Origin of the sequence: Clostridium sp. AM27-31LB (assembly GCF_003480745.1) — a bacterium.
In the GTDB taxonomy this organism is placed as follows: domain Bacteria; phylum Bacillota; class Clostridia; order Lachnospirales; family Lachnospiraceae; genus Butyribacter; species Butyribacter intestini.
The window spans coordinates 21,529-45,765 of the sequence record NZ_QUJS01000010.1; the positions used below are offsets into that span (position 1 = coordinate 21,529).

The following is a 24,237-nucleotide window of genomic DNA, read 5'->3' on the forward strand; positions in this document are numbered from 1 at the left end:
CATAATATTAGCTCCGGTCAAAAGCCGGAGCTTTAAAATTTTAAGAATATTGCCAAAATTTTCATACGCTACTCCTTGACAGTCGTAGCATGAGGCTAACTTTTCTGGTTCTTCGTCTGATGGACTGTTACCTGTGTCAAAATAACTAATGGTTTTTACCACTAATGAGCATTTCCATCATAGTTTTTATATAAGGACTTACTTTTTGGATAAGGCTGTTTATAAGTCCATTTGAACTTGAATCTGCCCAATATGTTGTAAATTTCTTGAATTTAAGATAATTTATTATGGACCATGGATTATAAATATCTTTTTTATCTGAAAGCCCAAACTCATCAAGTGAATCAAATACTTCCTGTTCAGTAAAACCAAATGCTGTTTCATACAGATTTGATGTTGTTGTAATTATGACAAGGTTGTTTAGGTCGCTGAAAATACTTTCACGGGAAACTCTTGCCATACGCACCCTCCGTTCGATTTTATACCGTTTATCATAAATCTGTAAATAGATTTTAACATTTGGATATATTAAAGTAAAAGCAACTTGTCGGACTGTTGCAAAAATACCCATTCGTTACATTGTGCCGTAATATATCAAAAAATTCTGTTAATATAAAGTTGATCAAAGATTGCAATGTTTGAAATTGATTTTTGAAATCAATGTAAGTGTATAGTAAATGTTGATTAAAAAGATATTTTTATAATAAAAGTATTTGACAAAAAGAGTGTGATTTGATATTATTTTGACTTAGGATGAGGTGAAGGAATGGATTTATGTAGGAGAGCAGAATACAGAGAAAAAATGTCATGCAAGTGCAACATTAAGTAATGTACAATAATAATTAGGATAATTCATACATATATAGCAGAAAATAGGGTGGGATGTATGAATTATCTGTTTTAGGAGAAAAAAATGTTTAGGTTGAATTTAAAAAGATTTATTAAAAATAAAATTATGGTTTCTGTCGTGATAGTTATTTTTTTCTTGGTTACAATGTACATTTATAAAGATGATGAAATAAAATGGACAAGCAGACCATATCTTCCGATACAGGATAGTTTAAAAATAATGCCGGTATTATTTTTTTTATTTATGATATTATCATATGAAATTTTTTATCAGATAAAAAAGAACAGTTTGCAGGAAACAATATATGCAGGAAGATATGGGAAACAAAAACAGTTTTTTTATGATTTTTTTATCGTATTTTTTCTTGATATTATGACAACTTTATATATTTTTGCAGGATATCTGAGATATTATCATATAAAGAATATTACAAATCAGACATATATTTGGTATTCGGTTCGAGTGTTAGTGATTTATGTGTTTTTGGCTTTGTTGGTTGCAGTATTTTTTGGAATTTTTGCAGCACAGTTTTATAAACGAATTGCAGGAATAAGTGTTTTGCTATGTCTTTATTTTCTTCTAAGCGACACATTTAACATTTTCATAGCAAATCTTTTTATGGATAATTATGAATTAAGCAATAAATCATTGATTTTTGCTTTGTTTTATAGAAATGCAGATGCATTGTTGGATAATAACTATTTTCTTACTGCTGAAAATACAAATATTTATAGAGTTCTTTTCTGGATTATATTATGCATGACACTTATTTGTATAAAAAATAAAAATGAAATTAGAAAAAAAATTGTGTTATCAATATTGACGCTGGTTTCATTTGTTATTGCCCAATTACCTTCGGGAGCATGCTATATATTTGAGTATGCATCCAATGCAGATGCATGGACACATGAACAAATTTATTATGATGAATATTTTTCTAAATATGATACTAAAAGTGAAAATATTATTAAGAAAGTAAAAAAATATAATGATAAATTTAAAATAGTCAGATATGATATGACATATGAAATATCGGATGTTTTAAATGGAAAAGTTGAAGTTGTACCTGATAAAAAAAATTTAAATGAGTACCAGTTTACAATGTACCATGGATACAAAATAAAAAGGATTACAAATGAGGAAGGGGAGGAGTTAGAGTATTCAGTAACGGGTGGAGATTACATAAATATTATTAATAAAAAAGAAAATATACAAAAGATAGTTTTTGAGTATTCAGGATATTGTAGATTTTTTTATTCAACAACTCAGGGGATTAATCTTCCAGGGAGCTTTGCGTATTATCCTATACCTGGATGGCATCAGATATATGATGTTGATGAAATGAAATATACACATAACTATCTTAAAAATAATCCGGAATTTAATCTGAAGATTGTAAATAAAGGAAATTATAATATAAATGTAAATCTGCCTGAAAAGGATAAAAACGGAAAATATCAATGTTTTAATGGAAATACAACGGCACTTACAATTACGGGAAGTCATTATTTTGAAGAAAGAAAGTATGAAGGAACGGGAATTTTGTATTCAAATACTGATAAAGAAATTTTTTCAGTTAATAAAAGTTATTTTGTTGAATTGTTTAAGATATTGAAAAAAAATGGATTTGAGTCATCCGATAAAAAAATAGTATTATATGATTCTGGTGGTGAGGATTATTGTTGTGTTACTAATACAGGAATTTATGGCAGATTGGTTGAATTGCCGGATTATATTCAGAGTCTTAAGGAAAGTGATAAAGACTATTTTAGATATGTAATGGAGAGTGGAAAATGAGTGAAGAAATAAAAAATAAATTGGAAATATGTAATGTAGAAAAGAAATTTAAAAAGAATGAAGTTTTAAAAAAGTTAAACTGTACATTAGAAAGCGGGGTATATGCTATTTTAGCACCAAATGGTGTGGGGAAGACGACTTTAATGCGTTGTATAGCTGATATTTATTCATATCATGGTGAGATAAAATTTAATGGGAAAAACATAAAAAAACAAAAGGTTAAGATAGGATATCTGCCACAACAGTTTGGTTTGTTTCCGGAACTTACTGTTTATCAGATGATGGAATATTTTTGCAATCTTAAGAAGATATCAAAAAAAGAAAGGAAAGCTGCGATTGAGATTTGTCTTAAAAAGGTAAATCTTTATGATAAGAAAGATGAAAAAAACAGAAAACTTTCTGGAGGAATGATAAGGAGAGTGGGCATAGCGCAAGCGATACTTGGAGAGCCTGATATCATCCTTTTTGATGAACCAACGGCGGGACTTGATCCTGAGGAGAGAATGAGATTTAAAAATATAATAAACAATATTACAGGAAACAGTATTGTGTTAATATCAACTCATATAGTTGAAGATGTTGAGGCATGCTGTGAGAGTGTGCTTATAGCAAGTGATGGAAGGATAAAAAAACAGGGAACTGTAGAACAGATACAGGAGTGTGCTAAAAATAGGATAATAGAGATACCTGAGGAAAAAATTGAAGATGATAATATATTATTCGTAGAAAAGTCATATATAAAAGAAGGAAAAAAAATGTATCGTGTTATTACAAAAAATATAGATGAGAATGGCGTGGAGCCTACCGTGGAGGATGGTTATTTATGTTTGCTAAAAGAGGATTAGAAATATGGTTTGAAAAGATAAGATTCGAATGGAAAGGTTTTGGTAGGATAAAATATCTGCCGTTTATAGTTGATTATATATTGTTGCCATTATTTGTTATAGTTTGTACAAAAACATCTGTTATGTATAGGGAAGAATTTTATTTTTCATTACATGGTGAATATTTTATCCCATTTATGTCAATATGGTGGATAATATTGATATTGCAGGAGTATGTTGAAGGTGTGGGAAGTGAAGTTATAAGGATATACGATAAAAATAAGCTGCCTGAATTATTTTTTTATTTTTGTATCTATCTTATAAGCCTTATTCCGATATTTGTTTTTTCTGTAAAAGCATGGGAAGTTGATATTGAAACAATAGAGATGTTTTTGGCTGAAAGTATATTTTATTTTGGAGTAGTAGTGTTTATGACATTTGCGTTTAAGTCTATACTTGCGGCAGTAGTATCAGTGCTTGGTTATACGCTTTTATCCCAGTCGGTCTTTAATGAGTTGTGGGAAAAATTTAAACTGAATGATTTTAGGAATGTTAGAGGATATATATTTGTAGGTATATGTTTTATTATACTTGGGATTGTTGAAAAACAGAGGAAAAGAGTATAAAACGATTTTAAGATATGTGAGGGATGTCTATATAAATTTTCTTGCTGTAATAGTTTATTATGAAGATGAAAAGAACTGTAATTTTTATCAGCCGTGGAAACGGACAAAATAGAAATTACAGTTCTTTTCGTGTGCTTAAAAGCTGTGTTAATAAATTGCCTTTGACAACATAGAGATAGCTATACCTCTATGTTTTCGATATCCTTTATCCACATATTGACTGATGCATCACTAGGCATACGCCAGTCACCTCGCGGAGAGAGTGCAACACTTCCGACTTTTGGTCCGTCAGGGAGGCATGAGCGTTTGAACTGCTGTGCAAAGAAACGCCAGTAAAATGTTCTGAGCCATTTATATATGGTTTCTTTGTCGTAGTCACCGTCAAATGTGTATTTTGCAAGGCGGTATATCTTTGACGGCGTGTAGCCAAATCGCATAATATAATATAAGAAGAAATCGTGCAATTCATATGGACCGACAAGGTCTTCTGTTTTCTGTGCGATTTTTCCGTCTTTGTCAGGCGGAAGAAGTTCAGGGCTTACAGGAGTGTCGAGTACATCCATAAGTACATCGTGAAGCTGTTTGTCAGGTGTTGTCTCGGCATAATACAAGACAAGGTATCTTACAAGTGTTTTTGGTACGGAGCAGTTGACACCGTACATTGACATATGGTCACCGTTGTAGGTTGCCCATCCGAGTGCAAGCTCTGACATATCACCTGTTCCTATTACCATTCCGTTTAGCTCATTGGCAAGGTTCATAAGGATAAGGGTACGCTGTCTTGCCTGAGAGTTTTCGTAAGTTACATCATGGATTGAACTGTCATGCCCTATATCCCTGAAATGAAGATTAACTGCTTCATGAATAGGTACTTCTTTGAGTGTTGCACCGATTTTTTCGGTAAGGATGCACGCATTCTGGTAAGTTCGGTCGGTTGTTCCAAAACATGGCATTGTTACTGCACAGATGCCGCTTCTGTCAAGGCCGAGCATATCAAAGGCTTTTGCTGTAACTAAGAGTGCAAGTGTTGAGTCAAGTCCGCCTGAAATACCGATTACGGCTGATTTACAATGTGTGTGTTCAAGTCGCTTTTTTAGTCCTTTTGCCTGAATATTAAGTATTTCGTCGCATCGGCGGTCACGGTCATTTTTATCATTAGGTACAAATGGTGTTTTCTCAAAGTGACGGGTGAGAGTTGTGTCGCAAATGTTTTTAAATTCAAATTCAGCCACCTCATATCCGTTTGTTTCAGGATCATTGATGGTAAAAGTGGACATTCTCCTGCGTTCGCTAACAAGTCTGCCAAGATCAATCTCGCTTATTGTCATACCGTTTTCAAAGCGTTTTGTTTCAGAGAGAATACTTCCGTTTTCGGCTATAAGATTGTGTCCTGCAAAGACGAGGTCTGTTGAGGATTCGCCCTCACCGGCATCTGCATAGATGTAGCCGCTAATAAGTCGTGCTGACTGGTTTTTTACGAGTTCACGCCTGTAAAGGTCTTTGCCTGTTGTTTCATCGCTTGCTGAAAGATTTGCGATAACGGTCGCTGATGCCATGGCATGATAACATGATGGCGGAACCGGCATCCACAAATCCTCGCATATATCTATGCCTATGACAAGTTCCGGGAGATTTTTTGCTTTGAACAGCAGATTTGCACCAAATGAGACAAATGAGCCGGAATCTTCTAATTCATAACCAAGTTCAGGTATATCTATATAAGAAACTTCTTTAGGTCCGACTGCAAAATGCCTTGCTTCGTAAAATTCTGAATAATTCGGAATATGTTGTTTTGGAACGAGTCCGAGCAGTGTGCCGTTAAATACTACAGCGGCGACATTGTAAAGTTTAAAATTATTAAGAAATGGCAGTCCGACTATTGTTACCATATCAAGATTTTCAGATGCCTTGATTATCTTTTTCAGACCGTCAAGTGAGCCTTTGAGAAGAATATCCTGTAAGAAAAGGTCATTACAGGTATAACCTGATATTACAAGCTCAGGGAAAACGGCAAGTTTTACATCAAGTTTATGAGCTTCATTCATTGCTTTTATAATGTTTTCTGTATTAAAATCCGTATCACCGACTCTTATGTCAGGGGTGATGGCGGCAGCTTTTAAAAATTTATCTTTCATTGTTACCTCCGTTATTTTGATTAGATTGCTGTTTGAGGACTATTGTACCATAAAAAAGGGTTTTTAGACAAAAAAATAAGAATCGCCTGGAGTGACGATTCTTAAGGAGAAGGTATGAAAAAAATTTAAGCACTATCAAATGATTTTGTTTCATTTGATGATGTTATAATAACAAGGGAATGTGAACTTGCAATGTTATTTTTGTTAATTAAATGTGAACAAAAATTTAAAAATTATCATTTTTTGTAGAAACAGGGTGTTTTTTTGAAAAACTAAAAACTTAACGGATAAAGATTAAGGATAAATAAGTAAAAAGCAAATAAAAAAATCAGGAAACACATAAGTATTTGTCCTGATTTCTTTTGGGCGTTAAAAAATATTAAATTAAAATATATAAGAAAATCAAGGAAAGTTTCCTTCGATTGTCTCAACATCAACAGTTGTGATGATACTATTAAAAGGAATTAAGGTCAAGGGGGAAAAGTTAAGTTGAAATAAATTAACATAATTAACGGGAAATGTGCTATTATAATAAGTAGAAAAATAAAAAACTTAATTTTATTAAGCAAAAAATATTAGGATTTAAGGGTTAATACGATATAGGATTGGAGAAAAAATGAAAAACGATGAATTAGACAACATAGATAAAATGATAATAACAATGCTTCAGGAAAATGCAAGAATGTCTTTGAAAGAGATTGCACAGAAAGTATATCTTTCCTCTCCGGCTGTTTCGGCACGAATAGATACACTTGTTCAGAACGGATATATAGAGGGGTTTCATGCAAGAATCAATCCAATCAAGTTAGGGTATCATATAAAAGCATTTATTAATCTTGAGGTGTCACCAATCGACAAAAAAGATTTTTATCCATATATAAACAGTTGCAAAAATGTTGTAGAATGTAATTGTGTAACAGGTGATTATTCAATGCTGCTTGAAGTATTATTTCCAAGCACGGATGAATTAGATCAGTTTATAGGAGAATTACAAAAGTATGGCAGGACAAAAACACTTATTGTGTTTTCAACTTGTGTGGAGTACAGAGGACTTCAGATGTGATAATGGAGGATAAGGTTTGGATTTTACAGGAGCGTTTGACAATATGCCTGACTGCATGGTGGTTGTCAAACGGAATTTAGACAGAGAAGATGGCTTTGAAGAAGTATATTTAAATAAAGCATTTAAGAACAAAAAGAGTTTAATAGACAGTTTTGAATCAAATGTTCTTTTGAAAATTTTTCGAGATAGATATGATGAAATTAAGAGGGTAATATCGGATATTTTTGCGGGGATAAAAAAGGCAGAGATGATTTCTTTGTATAATGAAGAACTTGGAGGAAATTTTTCTGCACAATTTTATATCGCAGGAGAACCCGAATATTGCATATGTATTTTCAGGGAAGAATTTGGAAGCATGGAGAATAAATCATTAAAGTGTGCTTATGATATTTCTAAAGTGGCAAATGAAGCGAAAAGTGCCTTTTTGAAGCATATGGGACAATATATGAAAACTCCGGTAAATTATATTATCGGGATAACTGATATGTTGTGGACATCTAAAAAATATTATCATGACAATGATAAATATATAAGTAAGATAAGAAATGCCTCAGATGTATTGCTGGAAAATATAAATAGGATGTTGGATGTAAGCAGGATAGCAGTCGGAGACACAAGACTTTTATATGAAAAAATTTCTATTAGCGAACTCATTGAAGAAATAATTGGTGAAATAGAAGAATATATAATCGAAAAAGGGCATGAACTTATTGTAAATATGGATGACATATCACAGGATAATGTATATACAGACAAAATGAGATTAAAGCAGGCAATTAAAAATATTGTGCTTAATGCAGTTCAATATACATATAAAAACGGGATTATAAAAGTTACGGTAATAGAGGGAAAACAAAAATTTGGAAATTTATCAATATATGAAATAATAGTGGAGGACAATGGTCCGGGAATTGAAAAACAATATATTGATAATGCATTAAAAAGTATCATATTTGAACATGACAATAAACAGAATGGACATGGAATCGGGCTTGGTCTTTGGATAACAAAAAATTCCATAAGAGTTTTGAATGGAGATTTAAAGGTTGATAGTAAACTTGAAAATGGAACAAAGTGTACGATAAGTGTTCCGTTGTCAACGGAAAAGGATTATTGTAAGGATAATAATTATCTTTCAGAAAACCAGGCATTGAAATTTATCAGACAAAAAAATAAAAACCAGACAAAAAGAGTTTTAATAGTACAAAATTTAATAACATCCAAAAATACACTCAGACAAAAGCTGATATGTCTGGGATTTGATGTAGAATGTGCTTCAACGGGAAAAGAAGCACTTATGATATACAGGGAAAAAGGAGAGGGGTATTATTGTGCCATAATAACTGATGCACAGCTTCCGGAAATAAGTGGTTATGAACTTGTACTAGAAATACGAAAAGAAGAAAAAGGGATATATCTGCCTATAATAGCCCTGTCAAAAACCCATTATATAGAAGATTCCGTATTTTCGGAGGAAATGGGAATAACAATGCATATCAGTAAGGATGCAGATATATCCGTTTTGAAGGCAACATTTGAAAAGCTAAATATTTAGCAATGTTCCTTTTGGCAGCATTTTTCGCAAAGACCGTGAAAAATAACTGTATGTCCTTCTATTTTGCCGGGAAAGTTTGCATTTGCAATAATGTCGATATGCTCAATGGAGTCCATTTTAATATCTAACAGGCACTTGCAGGCTCTACAGAAAAAATGATTGTGCGGAATGGGATTGCCATCAAAGTGAACAAATCCATCTCCGCAATCTATCTGTATAGCTTCGCCATGTTCTACAAGAAAATTCAGGTTTCTGTAAACTGTGCCAAGACTGATATTAGGAAATGTTTTTTGGATATTTAAATAAACTGTATCAGCGGTCGGATGACAGGTAACAGACTTAAGATAGTCCTTTATTGCTTCGCGCTGTTTGCTGTAGCGAATCGTTGACATAAAAATCACTCCTATATAATGGTAAAAAACAAAAGGTTTTAAGTGTATAAACAATAATAATTACTAATATAGTATATTATACCAATAAGGCAGGTATATGTCAAAAAATAATAGTACAAAAAATTTAATAATAAGGTATAATATAAGTTATATTTATCAATAAAGGAATATTGTTATAAAAGGAGAAAATAGGATGGCACAAATGCGTATTCGCTTGAATCGATTGAAAAGCGGAATGATAATAAAGGATAATATTTATTCTAGAACAGGGACATTTTTAATAGGAGCGGGGACTGTAGCTACACCTGATATTATTTCTTTGCTTACAAAACATCTTATAGAGTATGTTAATGTTGAGTATGATTTATTGGCACACGGGCAATCACAAACAAGTACGATAACTCCTGAACAGAAGAAAATATTTAAAGAAAAATTTTGTATAGCAGAGGAAACAGTATCGAAAAATCTTAAGAAAATGGTGTCAAATGATAAGGATATAGATGTAAATGAATTGCTGGAGTCATTAAATGAAGTTGTAACAAAAGCTGACAATACAGTGAATTTATGCGTTTTATTATCGAAGATGAAAGAAAATGCCTCCGGTCTTTATACACATTCTGTTAATGTTGCATTGTGGGGGCAGATACTTGCAGGATGGATGGGATACAGAGAGGATATGATAGAAAAAGTTGCGATTACGGGTATTTTGCATGATATAGGGATTCTTAAATTTACACAAAATGAGTTAGATGATTTTTCCTTTCACAAGGAACTTGAAATGGGAGCTTTTTCAAAACATTCAATGTATGGATATGAACTTGTTAAAAATAAGGATCTTGACCAGAGTATAAAGCAGGCTGTTTTGACACATCATGAACACGCAGATGGTTCCGGATTTCCACTCGGTGTTGACAATAAAAGCTTAAATCCGATACAGAGAGTTATTGAGATAGCAGATGTTTATGATACGCTGCTTATGAGAGAGCCGGGATTTAAGAGAATGTCACCTTTTGAAGTATTGATACAATTAAATGAAGTGGAAGGTAATAAATATGATCCGTCAGCACTTCTGATATTTACATCAAGGCTTGCACAGACTTTCATACAGTGCAGAGTGCGGCTGAATAACGGTCAGGAAGGAAAAATAGTATTGTTTAATAAGTACAGTATATTAAGACCACTTATTCAGGTTGGTTCGGGATTTGTTGATCTGGCATTGAGAAAAGACTTAAATATAGTGGAGCTGCTTGATTAAGCCGGAGCACCATCAAATATGTGTAGCAGTCAAAAAGGCAGTGATATAAAGAAAGTATGAAAAATCAGAGTACATGATAGCAAAAAAGGAGGAAAACACTTTTGTGATTTCCTCCTTTAAAAATCTTTATATGATATTTACGCAGAAATTATTAACCGAAATATCTTTCAAGTAAGCCTTTGAAAGCTTTTCCATGTCTAGCCTCATCTCTAGCCATCTCATGAACTGTATCATGGATTGCGTCAAGTCCGAGTTCTTTAGCTTTTTTGGCAAGAGCCATCTTTCCAGCTGTAGCACCGCACTCGGCATCTACACGCATCTCAAGGTTTTTCTTTGTGCTGTCTGTGATAACTTCGCCGAGAAGTTCTGCAAACTTAGCAGCATGCTCTGCTTCTTCGTAGGCTGCTTTCTCCCAGTAAAGTCCGATTTCAGGATAACCCTCACGATGAGCAACTCTTGCCATAGCAAGATACATACCTACTTCTGAACATTCGCCGTTGAAGTTGTCTCTGAGTCCCTGAAGAATTTCCTCATCTACGCCCTGTGCTACACCAACAACGTGCTCAGCAGCCCATGTAAGCTCGCCCTCTTCCTGTTTGTTAAACTTGTCTGCTGAAACTCCACACTGTGGACATTTTTCAGGAGCTGCATCTCCTTCATAAACATAACCGCATACTGAACATACCCATTTTGCCATAATAATAATCTCCTTTTCTAAAAATTATATTGTTTGATTTTTGTTAAAAAATTTGTTGTTTAATCATTAGTAAATAGTAATTATTACTGTTTATGTGTTTTATATTATCATTTATTATTTACTTTGTCAACAGAAAAAATGTATTTTTTTTTAAAATGATGAAAAAATACTGTTTAAGGGTGAAAGTACAATGAAAATGTAGTTGTAATAGAGTGGCAAGGTTGTGTGAAAACCGTTGGAATATAGTGATATATAAGAATAAATCAGGAAAATAGGATAATGGTACGAATATTGTAAATTTTATATAAAATATCATTATCAAAGATGTAAAAAATATATTTTACATCTTGTGGGGAGAAAAAGACCGGTGGTATTGCAAATGGGTTAGGTATGGCTAATAATGATAATGAATACTGATAAAGTATGAAATATTTGTCATTTTGCAAAAAAAATAGTATTCTATTATAATTGATATAGTGGCATAGCGGTTTTGAGGTAAATTAGTGTCGCAGATTGTATTATTGCTGTGTATCTTTTGTAATATTACAAACCGCTTTAATTTTTTGTCGGTGTTTGACAGGAGATGGGTCACAAATCTATGAATAGAGGATAACAAATAAAATGAAAAAGTATCAGATGATAAAATTTTACATATCAAGAATTTATAAAAACATATACAGATTTATTAGATGGGGGATTTTTTCGGCGATAGTAGGAATCGTTGTCGGTTCTTTTAGTACATTGTTTGCGTATTGTCTGAGAGTGGTGACAGAGATAAGAACCGGACATCCGCAGATAATATTTGCACTTCCGCTCGGAGGTATTATTATAGTGGCACTTTACGGAATTTTTAAATATAAAAATGATAAGGGTACAAATCTTGTCTTATCGACAATTCATGCGGAAACAGAAATACCTTTCAGAATGGCACCGCTCATTTTTATATCTACGATTATCACGCATTTTTTGGGAGGTTCGGCAGGCAGAGAGGGAGCAGCATTGCAGCTTGGCGGAAGCATAGGAAATCAGCTTGGAAGATTGTTTAGATTTGATGAAAAAGACAGACGAATAGTAGTTATGTGTGGAATGAGTGCGGCGTTTTCGGCAATATTTGGGACTCCGATAGCTGCATCAATATTTTCAATGGAAGTTGTGAGTGTTGGGGTAATGTATTATGCCGCACTTGTGCCATGCGTATTTGCGGCACTAATTGCATCAAAATTTGCAACACATATGGGCATAGGACCTAATACATTTAATATAGCATATATACCGGGATTTCAGATAGTACCGAGCATAAAGATAATCATTCTTGCAATGTGCTGTGCGGCATTGAGTGTAATTTTTTGTATGGTACTTCACGGACTCGGCGACATTTACAGGGAAAAAATTAAGAATCCTTATATAAGGATAGTTTTTTCAAGCATTATCATAATAATACTCACTGTTATACTTCATACGGACGACTATATGGGGGCAGGCGTGCCCGTGATAGTGAGGGCGATACATGGAAATGTAAAGCCGATGGCTTTTATATGGAAGATAATTTTTACGGCACTTACTCTTGAAGCCGGATTTAAGGGTGGTGAGATAGTACCGTCATTTTTTATAGGGGCGACTTTTGGCTGCCTTTTCGGTCAGATTTTTGGAATTTCACCGTCACTTTGTGCAGCAGTTGCTATGATGGCTGTTTTTTGTGGAGTGACAAACTGCCCGATAACATCAATGTTGATAGCATTTGAACTTTTCGGCTATGAAGCTGTGCCATTCTTTCTTATTGCAATAAGTGTAAGTTATCTTATGTCAGGATATTATGGATTGTATCATGATCAGACTATCGTTTATTCTAAATATAAGGCAGAATATATAAACAGAAAGGCGAGGGAATAATATAATTGGTAACAGTTCAGCCTTCCATTTATTATATTCATAAACCTGCCAGCAAGCTGTCAGCCGCTGCTACGCAGCTTATGTTTATTTCATTTATAAATGAAAGGCTATTCTACCCAAAAAGGATAATAAACAATAAAATAAGCAAGCTTATTTATTGCCAATTATCTTTTTTGTGCTGAACTGTTACTATAATTGAGATAAAAACGCAAAAAACACTTGACACACATATATATATTGTGGTAATGTTAATTTTGTTCTTTGAATTGCAGGACACACTGCCGTAGACAGTAGGTGCCGGTGAACCGGTGTAAGTACAAACGCCTACCGAGGAAGATGAATTTCGATATGAATTATTTTCACCTCGTTCGGCTGGATTTATGCGACGAGGTTTTTATTTTGCCTGAAAGAGATTGTGTTTTGTTTAAATATAATCGACTTTTTAGGACAAACTATATTGTCTGTCTGCAGTGGATATTATGGGGAGAACCCAGGAAAGGAGACTTACTCATGGCAAAAGTTGAAATCAAACAGCCTATAGTTGATGAGATTAAGGCAAAGATTGACGGTGCTGCAACTGTTGTACTTGTAGACTATCGTGGACTTACAGTAGAGCAGGATACAAAGCTTCGTAAAGGACTTAGAGAGGCAGGATGTGAGTACAAAGTTTACAAGAACACACTTATGAAGCGTGCTTTTGAAGGAACTGATTTTGCTCAGTTAGATGACTTACTTGACGGACCATCTGCTATCGCTATTTCAAAAGAGGATGCAACAGCTCCTATCAGAGTGCTTAACAATGTAGCAAAGGAAGCTGAGGCACTTGAATTTAAGGGTGCAGTAGTAGAAGGAACATTCTACGATGTTGACGGTGTTAAAGCACTTGCAAGCATCCCTTCAAGAGAGGAACTTATTTCCAAGTTACTTGGTTCTTTACAGTCACCTATCACAAATCTTGCTCGTGTTCTTAATCAGATCGCTGAAAAGGGTGATGGAGCTGCAGAGGCTTAATTATTTGAACGAAACGGGAACGGTAGGTTTCCAAAGAAAATGCTGATGTTTGCACTTTCGGTGTGAGCGGCGGCAGGATACTACATCAGTCAGATGACTGATGCAACGAATTTATAAAATATATTTATTATGGAGGTAATGAGATGACAACTCAGGAATTTATCGATGCTATCAAAGGCATGACAGTTTTAGAATTAAATGATTTAGTAAAAGCTTGTGAGGAAGAATTTGGTGTTTCTGCAGCAGCAGGTGTTGTAGTTGCAGCAGGTGCAGCAGGTGCTGACGGAGCAGCTGAGAAAGATGAGTTCGATGTAGAGCTTACAGAAGTTGGACCAAACAAAGTTAAGGTTATCAAAGTTGTTCGTGAAGTAACAGGTTTAGGACTTAAGGAAGCTAAGGAAGTTGTTGACGGAGCTCCTAAGGTTGTTAAAGAGGGTGCATCTAAGGAAGAAGCTGAAGACATCAAAGCTAAGATCGAAGCTGAAGGTGCTAAGGTTACACTTAAATAATTTACTGAACATTTATAATGTGAGGAAAATATACTGTCATCCAGACAGAAATAAAAAGGCGGACTGCTTTCAAAGTGGTTCGTCTTTTTTATTAGTAACAGTTCAGCCTTTCATTTCTTACATTCATAAACCTGCCAGCGAGCTGTCAGTCGCTGCTTTGCAGCTTATGTTTATTTACGCGAAAGTAAAGTGAGGATGGAACAAATTTATTTGTTCCATCTGAGCGTGCTCGCGAGGGCTTTGCCCTCATTTCAGAAATGAAAGGTTATTCTACCATAAAAAGGTACTTAACAATACAATGAACAAGCTCATTGTATTGCCAATTATCTTTTTATGGCTGAACTGTTACTTTTATTATAAAAATATGCAAAAATTGCTATTGATTATATTTGAGTAATTGCATATAATAAAGATAAGAACAGCATAGTTTCTTATTTGGTGTGTTCCTACCGAAGGCGTTGAAGTGGAAAACGATATAGGTTGGCGTGTCCCTGCCAAAGGCGTTGAAATGGGAAACAATATAGGTTGGTGTGTCTCTACCAAAGGCGTTGAAACGAGAAGCGATAAAGGGAAGCATATGCTTCCTTTTTGTTTAGGAGGAATACATAGGTGAAATTTAGCAAAGTACAGTTTGTGTATATTGATATAGATTATTTAAAAGCAATGAATGAAGCAGATTCAGAAATATTTTACGATGAAAATAATAAGGAGTATAAGTTTAAACCGCACTTAGGGATGCTTATAAATCAGGAAGACAGGGAATATGTTATTCCGTTGACATCTGCAAAAGAAAAACATAAAAAATGGGCAGATGTATCAGGTGAATGGTATAGGATTTATGAAATTATAGATATTACAACAACACCTGTTAGAAAAAATGATATTATTGTTGATATAAAAAATCAAGACTTATTGAAAAATATTCCATTGGAAACAAGGAAGAATTATAAACAAAGAATTTTATCTGTGTTGGATATAAGAAAAATGTTTCCAGTGAAAAAGGGTGTATATACTAAAATTAAATTTGAAATTAGTAGTCGGGCATCAATCGCGGATAATCAGAGAATGGCATTGATGTTAAAGGAATATAATTTTATATGTAATATAAAAGAAAAGATTGAGGAGAAAGCTGAGAAAATATATGTAAAGCAACAGAAGAAAAATAAAATATTAAAATATCATTGCAATTATAAGAAATTAGAGCAGGCTTCGGATGAGTATTAAAACTCATCCAGCACTTTTGCAACACCGTTCTCTTCATTTGATAATGTAACAAAGTCGGCTTTTTCTTTGACAATATCAAGTGCGTTTGCCATCGCAATGCCGTATCCACAATGTTCTATCATCTCAATATCGTTTATATCATCACCAAAAGCACATATATCTTTAAGTGAAATATCAAGATAATCTGCCATATGTTTGATGGCATCGAGTTTGCTTGCTTTTTTGTGAAAAAATGTATATGTGGTTTCACCACGGTAATGGAAATATTCACAGCCGCATTTGTCGGCAATGGCTTTTGCAATATTGTTATCAGATATATGAGCAACTATCTTGCACGCTTCTTCGGGAAATGATTTGTCTATGTCAAAATAAATTCCCGGAGAGTGATCTTGTTTTATATTGTTAAAAGATTGATTTTCAGTTTTTTTGCCGTTTGCGGCTGTGTTGATGCCGGCAGCGGCAGGGTTTGCAATGTTGGCTGGAAACCTATACAATGCCGTAGTTGTTGGAATGGCTATGTGGGAAGTGCAGTCATATTTTTTTAGTTCGTTTATTATGTCGTTTGTCATATCTTTAGTCATTGTGCGTGAATATACGAGTCTGCCGTTTTCATATACAAGTGTTCCATCGGTAAGTATCTGAAAATCTGCGTGAAGTTTTCTTGCATAATAAGAAGCACCGACTATGTATCTGGCTGTTGCGATTGCAATGTGAATACCTTTTTTGCGGCATCGTTCAAAGGCTTTTATGGTTTCTGTTGTTATCTCTTTATTGTTATTTAGGGCAGTTCCGTCTAAATCCGTAACTATAAGTTTTGGTGTAAACATCTTTTTCTCCTGTTTTTTAAATATATTTTACCATATATAAGTAAGTTAATATATGAAAAAATATATATAAAAAAGTTATCTGCACTTACATTTTGGGTGTTTTTTGCATTTTTGACATTTGCGGCATTTTTTACAGTCGCAGAAAGTGTCGAGCATTTTTGAAACTTCGTCCCAAGAGTGTTTCATACAGATTGCTTTTCTGTCAAGACAGCAGTTATATTGGGTTGCTTTTCTAATGCAGTTTTTGATGGACATATGTTAGAGTCTCCTTTTGACAGGGAATATAGATGCCCGTGAAACTATCATACATTATAAAATTGAACAGCTATAACAAATAGAATGCAATATATAATTTGTTTCGTAAACATCTATATTATTATATTAATTTGATAATCATTTGGTTACTATTTTGTAGTATGCTATATATGAACTGTTACTGTGTTTTGGTTAATGTTTACTCGCAAGCTTGACAATAGCTGTCAGGCTATAGGCAGGAGTTATAAAAATGCAAGAGCTTAGAGGTGAAGTAAGATGACATTCTGTTGCTGAGAAAAACAAATTGTTATTATATAATCATCTCATAAAAAGTTGCTGAGAAAAGAGGTTTATTATGGCTGGGATTTTAATTGTTGAGGATGATACTACAATAAATGAGATGGTTGCAAGAAATCTTAAGATGGTAGGTCACAAATGTACACAGGTATATGACGGTAAAGAGGGACTTGAAATGATTGAAAATGGAGATTTCGACTTGGTGCTGCTGGATGTTATGCTGCCCGGAATGTCGGGGTTTGAGATTATGGAAAAGACTAAGGATGTACCGGTAATATTTGTGACGGCAAAGGGGGAACTTAACGATAAACTGCACGGTCTTTCGATAGGAGCGGAGGATTATATCGTAAAGCCGTTTGAGATATTGGAACTTATCGCAAGAATAAATGTAGTGCTCCGCAGGGCAAAGAAAAATGATGATGTCTTTAAGATAAGTGATGTTGAGGTAAATCTTGACAGGCACGATGTATTTAAAAATGGGGAGAGAGTTCAGCTTGCACCGCAGGAGTATGAGCTTCTGGAAGTGCTTATTTTAAATAGAAATATGGCAATGTCGAGGGAGAAACTTCTTGAACTTGCGTGGGGATGGGACTATATGGGAGATACAAAAACGGTTGATGTTCATATAAGAAAACTTAGAAAAAAATTAGGGCTTGAAAAGGAAATCTGCACGATAAATAAGCTTGGTTACAGGCTTGAAACTGATTAAAAAGAGGAGATTATTATGAAGTTATGGCAGAAATTATATGTGGTGCTTATTATTCCGATACTGCTGATTTTAAATATTGCGATATACCTGCTTTTTGGAATTACATATAAGGAAAATATTGCAGCGGAAAAAAAACAGGCGGTCGGGGATTTTGGAATGATAATTGACCAGATTTATGGTGAAATGCAGCAGTCACAGTTAAATGACAGGGATGTTAAAAATATAATTCAGAAATATACCAATTATTATAAGCAGCAGAAGATAGAACTTGGACTATGGCAGGGCGAGAAAAAAAAGAAGATTTATTATTCGGATAAGGCTCATTTTAATACTAAAAAAAACATCATTAAAAACAATAAGGTTATAAAGTGTTATATTGACGGGCATACAAGACTTATGGTGTTTAAGCTGCAAAAATGTCAAAAAAAGACTTTTTATTTTGGATATGAGAAAACTCTATATAATCTTGACAGTATGTGGAAAAATATAAGAATATATTATGCACTTGGAAGTCTTGTAATATCAATTATTATGGCATTGTTTATGATAGTTGTTTTGCAGAAATGCATAAAACCGGTGGAAAATCTTAATGAGACAGTTAAAAAAATGGCAGGCGGCGAACTTGAGACAAGAACCGATATAAAAGGAAGTGATGAGCTTGCCGTTCTTGGAAAGAATATAAATATAATGGCAGAGACGATAGAGAATAACATGAAACAGATTATGGATGAGGCAGAGCGTAAACAGTGGTTTATTGATAATCTTGCACATGAAATGAAAACTCCGGTAACAGGGATTTGCGGCTTTGTCGAGTATATGGAGAGAGCTAAGATTTCCGATGAAGAAAAGATGGAGTGTCTTGGGTTTATAGGACATGAAGCAAAGCGTCTGCAAAATATGTCATATGAGCTGCTTGACCTTGCGGTGATAAGACATTCCGACATTAAAAAGCAGAATATCAGTATGAATAAATTTACGGATGAGCTTAAAAAGTGGCAGGAGAAGAGATTTGCAGAAAAGAATATTAAAGCAGAGTGGGAAATTAAGGCTGACCGTTTATTCGGGGACGAGCTTCTTTTGGAAATGCTCATAAGAAATATATTTGAAAATGCGTTCAGGGCAACAGATGAGGGTGGAAAAATAAGTACATATGTATATGAAAATGAGAAAAATACTGTTTTCGAGATTACTGATACAGGCTGCGGAATGGAGCCAGAGGAACTTGAGAAGATAAAAGAACCGTTTTATCGTGTAGATAAGTCGAGAAGCAGGAAGCAGGGAGGAACGGGACTGGGGGTTTCACTTTGTCAGAAGATAGTTGAAAAGCATGACGGCTCAATGGAGTACCGTTCTAAAAAGGGAGTCGGAACGACAGTAACCGTAAAAATCCCATTATAATCCGAAATGTTTACCGTTTGGTAACCTTATGGTTGTTTTTTGGTAAGGACAAAGCTGTATATTGTGTAACATAAAGTGAATGAGATTTTTAGATAAAAGTCAAAAGTCACGGCTGCCTGCAGACTATAAGGTAAAAAAATTATTGATGCAAACAGAGATGTGGAATTCACTTTAAAAAAATATAATAGACAGGGAGGAAAAAGTTATGAGATGTAATAAGAAAGTTTTAATGATTGCTACAACGGCAATGTTAGGTGTAGGCTGTATAGGTCTTATGGGAGCAATGAAATACCAGAATGTAAAGACGGAGGCATCAGACATAAAAGAGTCTGAGGTGGCAAAGGTTGGGGTAGATGTTTCTAGCGGAAGTATGGAGGGCGAGACACCATCCGAAGGTGAAAGAAAAATGGATAAGGAGATTATTGAGAAGTATAATTATAAAGGGTATGAGATTTCATTTATAAGATATAAAGATCCAAAGACAGGTGAATATCTTTCTGATAAAGTAAAATCCAGCGATTACGATTATAAAAAGACATTCAGGGATATTATTGATAAAACGGAAAACGGTAACTGGAAGTTTATGTTTGAATGTCTTAAAGGAAAAAAGGATATGATAACGGCTGATATTGACTGGCGGATAGATAATTCAAAACTGGTTAATGAAAAATACTACGGTAAATTGATTAGAGTATGGAACATACATTTTGGCATAGAAGACCAAGATAGCCCTTTGAATGTTGCGTATTTTGTGACAGATGTTGAAAGTGGAAAATATACTCATATTTCAATGAACAGTAAAATTGACTGGATGCTTACATCGGGAAATATGAGTGATAAAGTTAAGGCTGAGTTCAAAAAGTATGAAAAGCTCTGTGCAGATAAAACAAAGATGAATAAATGTGTTAAAGAAAGTGTTGCTAAAATAAAAAAGCAGATAAAAGAGCTGTATGGAATAAATATAGTAAAAGAGGTAAAAAAAGATTATTATACACATGAGTATATTTCAAATAACCTGACAACATTTGGGTCAATCACATTTAATGGTAAGACGGATGATGGTAGGAAGATAACTGTTGATTATGATGTGGAAGGTGATTATATAAATAATTGGGATTATAAGTATTAGGAATTACAAAAATTACATTTTAACATTATCAGGCAAGTAGCAGAGCGGATTATGAATATTTGCTTGGCTTCCTATTTCTGCACACATTTTTTGTGCATAGTGTAAAAAATCTTGCATATATGAATTTTTCACATTATGATATAAGTGCCAAAATCAGACAGCAAAATAAGCATCGGTGGAAAATCAGGGAACAATAATCCTTTTGATGTGATTTGCTTTAGACTAGACACAACAAACAGAAATGGAGTTTGAATATAATATGAAATATGTATTGATAACGGGTGGAACAAGCGGTATAGGGTTTGCTATGGCAGGTGAATTTCTTGAAAGAGGATATGGAGTGATACTTGCTTCATCGAGCAGAAAAAATCTTGCCATAGCAAAAAGAAAACTTGAAGTTAAGAAATCAAAGATTGTGAAAAGTACGAGGTATATCATTACGATAGAGCAGGATCTTTCTGTTGAAGGTGGGGCAGAAAGATTGTATCACAAAGCAAAAACTCTTGGTGTTGATATAGAGATACTTGTAAATAACGCAGGCTTTGGACTGACGGGTGGGACCGAAAGTATAAATATAAAAGACGATAAAAAAATGATACAGTTAATTGTGACTGCACCGGTTTGTCTTTGTAAATTGTTTTTGCGTGATATGTATGAAAAGGGGAGAGGAAAGATTTTAAATGTGGCTTCGACAGGAGCATTCCAGCCGGGACCATATACCTCGACATATTTTGCGGGCAAGTCTTTCATATACAGTTACAGCAGGGCGATAAGGCAGGAGGCAGCAGTAAGAGGTGTGGTCGTGAGTACACTGTGTCCGGGAACAACAAGAACAAAATTTTTTGAAAAAGAGGGACTGAAAACACCGATATGGGCAATGTCAGCAGAAAGAACGGCAAAAATTGCAGTTGACGGACTGATGCGTGGCAGAGGTGTTATAGTTCCGGGAATAATAAACAATGTTTTAAGGTTAATACCATCGGGGATTAAGATGTACTTTGTGGGAATATTAAAGAGATAAATTGAATGTTTTAAATGGGCATCAGTTTTTGCTGAATGCCCATAAATTTTTAATCTGTTTTTGGAGTGTTTCATAGTCCCAAAGCCGGCTTCGTGAGCGGCTGTTGGGGTCATTTACTTTTATCTGTCCGTTTTCTGTTTTGGTGAGGACTATAAAGTGTCCTGCTGTCGTAAAATCGCCCGGTTTCATGCTGCATATGAGGGGGTCGTTATTTTCAAGATGAGAGAATACAGTGTATTTGCTCAGTGGAATTTCTGTTCCTGTTATGCCAAATGCAGATGCACCTTCGGTCATCAGGCTCCAAGAAGTACCTGTTCCCTCTATATAATAGCCGTTTCTTTCGGCGAATTTTGCAACTTTATATGGTGTTATCTGTTTGTTGCGGGTAAGTCCGGATATTACCATTGAAAGACAGGTTGGGGCACAGCCGGATATTCCTATATCTGAATTTCCGTAAGCTGCATCCCTCCAGCGTTTATCCCATTGGATAAGGAGAGGTATGCCCTCTGAAAGTTCTTTTGAAGTAATGTTTCCGTGAGATTTAGCAGTTTCAATGCTGCCGTTATTTAAAACGGCACTTATGGCATTTGATGCCGTATCGATTACTTTAGGAACACCACGGAATATTATAAAAAATAAAAGTATTGCAAGTGTAAGTTTTTTAAGATTTCTTTTTCTTCTTTTATATCTTTTTGTACTCACAGATATTTCCTCCCACTAAACTGTTATTAGGTGTTAGCGAAACTTTCGCTATCTGGGATTATTTTAATCTATGAGGAAATATTTTGTTTTGAGAAAATCATAAGTAAAACTTACAATATTCTTGCATTTTGTGTGTAAATATAGATAAGACCGTTATAAGTCATTTCTAAACACAACCTCAAAACTGATGCTCTCATTTTCGCTTGCAGCATTTATCTGTCCGCCGTGAAGTTCAACAATCTCTTTTGCAATGGCGAGTCCAAGTCCGGCACCGCCTGTTGATGAGGCTCTGGATGAGTCAAGCCTAAAAAACTGCTCAAATACACGGCTGAGTTTTTCGGGAGAAATGGTTTTGCCGTTATTTTTAAACAGGATATGTGTATCATTATCCTGTTTTGTGAGTACACAGGTTATTTCGGTGTCCGGATAGCTGTAATTAACGGCATTGCGGATAAGATTGTCAAACACCCGTGAGAGTTTGTCGGGGTCACACATAAGATTTATATCAGGTGCAATATCAAGATTCCAGCTTAATTTATGCTCTAATAATATAGGGAGAAATTCGCTGCATATCTGTTCGAGCATACGGCTTAAATTGACTTTTTCGATATCAAGTTCAATGTTTGTAAGGTTGAAGCGTGTAATATCAAAAAATTCGTTTATTAAATCTTCGAGCCGTTCGGCTTTATTTAGTGCTATCGAGGTGTATTTTTCGCGTGTTTTTTGGGGAATATCAGGCTCATCCTCTAACAATGTCAGGTAACCGATAACACTTGTAAGTGGTGTTTTGAGGTCATGGGCGAGATAGACTATAAGGTCATTTTTTCGCTGTTCAGCTTCTTTGGCAAGCATGGAATTGTGAACAGCATTTTCTCTTACGGCATTAAGTTCGTCCTGAATGGATTTTAAATCTTCTGACAGAACGATAGGCTGTTCTGCCTGAGTGGTAAGTTTTTTTGAAGCATTAAGTATTTCGTTGATATATCGTGTCCACTTCACAAGAAAGGATATTGTGACAATAAACCATGTAATAAAGCACAGAAAACCTCCGATAAGCCATTTATGTGTCTTTATTGATTTAAGAATAATGTAATCCGGGTCATCGGGATACCAGATTTTGAGGGAGCAGACTGCCGCTCCGATGATAAATATAATAAAAACAAGTGCGATAAAGCCGATAACGGTAAGCATATATCGTTTGATAAGTTTTTTAGTAAGGCTGTTATTTTTCATGTGACACCTCTGTTGATTATTTTTGAACCACAAATAGGCTCTTTACTTTTCAATCATCAATCGTATATCCGACACCCCATACCGTCTTGACATACTTAGGTTTTCTGGCAGGTTCGTGCAGCTTTTCACGAAGTCTTGCAATGTGCGTCATTACGGTGTTGTTGCTGTCTATGTACTTTTCTTTCCAGACGGCTTCAAAGAGTTCTTCCGATGACACCACATTTCCCTTGTGTTCACACAGATACCAGAGAATATCAAATTCAAGCGGTGTGAGGGCAAGCTCTTTATTGTTCAGAAATACTCGGTGACTGCTTTTTGAAATGTTTAGACCTCTTATATTATGTTCTGTTGTTGGAGCAAAAGTGTTATTGTGTTCATTATCGGCTTTGTTGTAACGGGTGTAGCGGCGAAGCTGCGTTTTTACACGGGCGGTAAGTTCAAGTGGATTGAAAGGTTTGCAGATATAGTCATCAGCACCGAGAGTAAGCCCTGTAATCTTGTCAGAATCTTCATTTTTTGCCGTCAACATGATAATAGGGAAAAAATAATCTTTGCGTATCTGTTTGCACAGAGAAAAGCCATCAATATCGGGAAGCATTACATCAAGGATTGCGAGGTCGAGTTTTTCGTGCAGGGCACATTCGAGTGCATCTTTGCCATTGTAAAATTTAAAAACCTTAAAACCATCGTTTTCGAGATATATCTGGACAAGGTCTGCAATATCTTTTTCATCGTCTACTATCATTATATTTGTACTCATAAAAAACTCCTCCGGGAATGTTTGTTGAAGTTGGGGGCAGAATAACTTTTAACCTTAGCTAATGCTGTAGATTGCTAT

Annotated in this window: 22 protein-coding genes and 1 other annotated feature; of the genes, 14 read left to right on the forward strand and 8 right to left on the reverse strand. The window is 34.7% G+C overall.

The window, feature by feature from the left end; translation table 11 throughout:
* Window positions 1-145 precede the first annotated feature (145 nt).
* Window positions 146-460 (reverse strand): AAA family ATPase, encoded by a 315-nt coding sequence (locus tag DW721_RS13115; protein WP_243036024.1) that lies wholly within the window; start codon window positions 458-460, stop codon window positions 146-148.
* A 453-nt stretch (window positions 461-913) separates the two neighbouring features.
* Between DW721_RS13115 and DW721_RS13120 the strand changes: the two genes are divergently transcribed.
* From DW721_RS13120 to DW721_RS13130, 3 genes are read left to right on the forward strand one after another with little or no spacing between them, the layout of a single operon-like run.
* The gene (locus DW721_RS13120) at window positions 914-2,647 is read left to right on the forward strand and encodes a hypothetical protein (RefSeq protein ID WP_118746020.1); all 1,734 of its coding nucleotides are present in this window, start codon (window positions 914-916) and stop codon (window positions 2,645-2,647) included.
* Window positions 2,644-3,492: an ATP-binding cassette domain-containing protein gene (locus DW721_RS13125; protein WP_118746021.1), complete on the forward strand. Its 849-nt coding sequence runs from the start codon at window positions 2,644-2,646 to the stop codon at window positions 3,490-3,492. The genes DW721_RS13120 and DW721_RS13125 overlap by 4 nt, the downstream gene beginning before the upstream one ends.
* Window positions 3,471-4,097 (forward strand): hypothetical protein, encoded by a 627-nt coding sequence (locus tag DW721_RS13130; RefSeq protein ID WP_118746022.1) that lies wholly within the window; start codon window positions 3,471-3,473, stop codon window positions 4,095-4,097. Before DW721_RS13125 ends, DW721_RS13130 begins: the two co-directional genes overlap by 22 nt.
* A 179-nt stretch (window positions 4,098-4,276) precedes the next feature.
* On the opposite strand, the gene DW721_RS13135 is transcribed toward DW721_RS13130, so the two are convergent.
* Window positions 4,277-6,232: an NAD(+) synthase gene (locus tag DW721_RS13135; protein WP_118746023.1), complete on the reverse strand. Its 1,956-nt coding sequence runs from the start codon at window positions 6,230-6,232 to the stop codon at window positions 4,277-4,279.
* 616 nt (window positions 6,233-6,848) lie between these two features.
* Between DW721_RS13135 and DW721_RS13140 the strand changes: the two genes are divergently transcribed.
* Together DW721_RS13140 and DW721_RS13145 are read left to right on the forward strand one after the other, a co-directional pair.
* A complete protein-coding gene (locus tag DW721_RS13140; RefSeq protein ID WP_022014123.1) occupies window positions 6,849-7,295 on the forward strand; it encodes an Lrp/AsnC family transcriptional regulator in 447 nt (148 codons plus the stop codon).
* A gap of 16 nt (window positions 7,296-7,311) precedes the next feature.
* Window positions 7,312-8,850: a hybrid sensor histidine kinase/response regulator gene (locus DW721_RS13145; RefSeq protein ID WP_118746024.1), complete on the forward strand. Its 1,539-nt coding sequence runs from the start codon at window positions 7,312-7,314 to the stop codon at window positions 8,848-8,850.
* On the opposite strand, the gene DW721_RS13150 is transcribed toward DW721_RS13145, so the two are convergent.
* Entirely contained in the window at window positions 8,847-9,242 is a 396-nt protein-coding gene (locus DW721_RS13150) for a transcriptional repressor (protein WP_055946277.1), read from the reverse strand. The genes DW721_RS13145 and DW721_RS13150 overlap by 4 nt on opposite strands.
* A 193-nt stretch (window positions 9,243-9,435) precedes the next feature.
* Between DW721_RS13150 and DW721_RS13155 the strand changes: the two genes are divergently transcribed.
* A complete protein-coding gene (locus tag DW721_RS13155) occupies window positions 9,436-10,497 on the forward strand; it encodes an HD domain-containing phosphohydrolase (protein WP_118499705.1) in 1,062 nt (353 codons plus the stop codon).
* Between the two features lie 151 nt (window positions 10,498-10,648).
* On the opposite strand, the gene DW721_RS13160 is transcribed toward DW721_RS13155, so the two are convergent.
* Window positions 10,649-11,194, reverse strand: a complete 546-nt coding sequence (locus tag DW721_RS13160; RefSeq protein WP_022014119.1) for an NADH peroxidase — start codon at window positions 11,192-11,194, stop codon at window positions 10,649-10,651.
* Between the two features lie 621 nt (window positions 11,195-11,815).
* Here DW721_RS13160 and DW721_RS13165 point away from each other — a divergent pair.
* From DW721_RS13165 to DW721_RS13180, 4 genes are all read left to right on the forward strand, one after another.
* Entirely contained in the window at window positions 11,816-13,084 is a 1,269-nt protein-coding gene (locus DW721_RS13165; protein ID WP_118746025.1) for a chloride channel protein, read from the forward strand.
* Window positions 13,085-13,347: 263 nt separating this feature from the next.
* Window positions 13,348-13,490: a sequence feature (ribosomal protein L10 leader region), on the forward strand.
* Between the two features lie 104 nt (window positions 13,491-13,594).
* On the forward strand, window positions 13,595-14,095 hold the full coding sequence (gene rplJ / locus DW721_RS13170) for a 50S ribosomal protein L10 (protein WP_022014117.1): 501 nt from the start codon (window positions 13,595-13,597) through the stop codon (window positions 14,093-14,095).
* 143 nt (window positions 14,096-14,238) lie between these two features.
* Window positions 14,239-14,604, forward strand: coding sequence for a 50S ribosomal protein L7/L12 (gene rplL / locus DW721_RS13175; protein ID WP_022014116.1), 366 nt, complete (start codon window positions 14,239-14,241; stop codon window positions 14,602-14,604).
* Between the two features lie 609 nt (window positions 14,605-15,213).
* The gene (locus DW721_RS13180; protein ID WP_118746026.1) at window positions 15,214-15,828 is read left to right on the forward strand and encodes a type III toxin-antitoxin system ToxN/AbiQ family toxin; all 615 of its coding nucleotides are present in this window, start codon (window positions 15,214-15,216) and stop codon (window positions 15,826-15,828) included.
* Here the strand turns inward: DW721_RS13180 and DW721_RS13185 are convergent.
* Window positions 15,825-16,655, reverse strand: coding sequence for a Cof-type HAD-IIB family hydrolase (locus tag DW721_RS13185; RefSeq protein ID WP_118746027.1), 831 nt, complete (start codon window positions 16,653-16,655; stop codon window positions 15,825-15,827). The genes DW721_RS13180 and DW721_RS13185 overlap by 4 nt on opposite strands.
* 610 nt (window positions 16,656-17,265) lie before the next feature.
* On the opposite strand from DW721_RS13185, the gene DW721_RS13190 reads away from it, so the two are divergent.
* The 4 genes from DW721_RS13190 to DW721_RS13205 all read left to right on the forward strand — a co-directional run bounded on the left by DW721_RS13190 (window position 17,266) and on the right by DW721_RS13205 (window position 21,464).
* Entirely contained in the window at window positions 17,266-17,916 is a 651-nt protein-coding gene (locus tag DW721_RS13190) for a response regulator transcription factor (protein ID WP_118746028.1), read from the forward strand.
* Window positions 17,917-17,931: 15 nt separating this feature from the next.
* Window positions 17,932-19,314, forward strand: coding sequence for a HAMP domain-containing sensor histidine kinase (locus DW721_RS13195; protein WP_118746029.1), 1,383 nt, complete (start codon window positions 17,932-17,934; stop codon window positions 19,312-19,314).
* A gap of 205 nt (window positions 19,315-19,519) precedes the next feature.
* Window positions 19,520-20,443, forward strand: coding sequence for a hypothetical protein (locus DW721_RS13200; RefSeq protein WP_118746030.1), 924 nt, complete (start codon window positions 19,520-19,522; stop codon window positions 20,441-20,443).
* 259 nt (window positions 20,444-20,702) lie between these two features.
* Window positions 20,703-21,464 carry an SDR family NAD(P)-dependent oxidoreductase gene (locus DW721_RS13205; protein ID WP_118746031.1) on the forward strand — a complete coding sequence of 254 codons (762 nt, stop codon included), beginning with the start codon at window positions 20,703-20,705 and terminating at the stop codon, window positions 21,462-21,464.
* Window positions 21,465-21,485: 21 nt separating this feature from the next.
* Here DW721_RS13205 and DW721_RS13210 read toward each other — a convergent pair whose 3' ends face one another.
* From DW721_RS13210 to vanR, 3 genes are all read right to left on the reverse strand, one after another.
* Window positions 21,486-22,166 (reverse strand): C39 family peptidase, encoded by a 681-nt coding sequence (locus tag DW721_RS13210; protein WP_243036025.1) that lies wholly within the window; start codon window positions 22,164-22,166, stop codon window positions 21,486-21,488.
* Between the two features lie 153 nt (window positions 22,167-22,319).
* Window positions 22,320-23,399 carry a vancomycin resistance histidine kinase VanS gene (gene vanS / locus DW721_RS13215; protein ID WP_118746033.1) on the reverse strand — a complete coding sequence of 360 codons (1,080 nt, stop codon included), beginning with the start codon at window positions 23,397-23,399 and terminating at the stop codon, window positions 22,320-22,322.
* Window positions 23,400-23,448: 49 nt separating this feature from the next.
* Complete coding sequence (gene vanR, locus DW721_RS13220; RefSeq protein WP_022014107.1) at window positions 23,449-24,159, reverse strand: VanR-ABDEGLN family response regulator transcription factor; 711 nt, start codon at window positions 24,157-24,159, stop codon at window positions 23,449-23,451.
* Window positions 24,160-24,237: the final 78 nt, after the last annotated feature.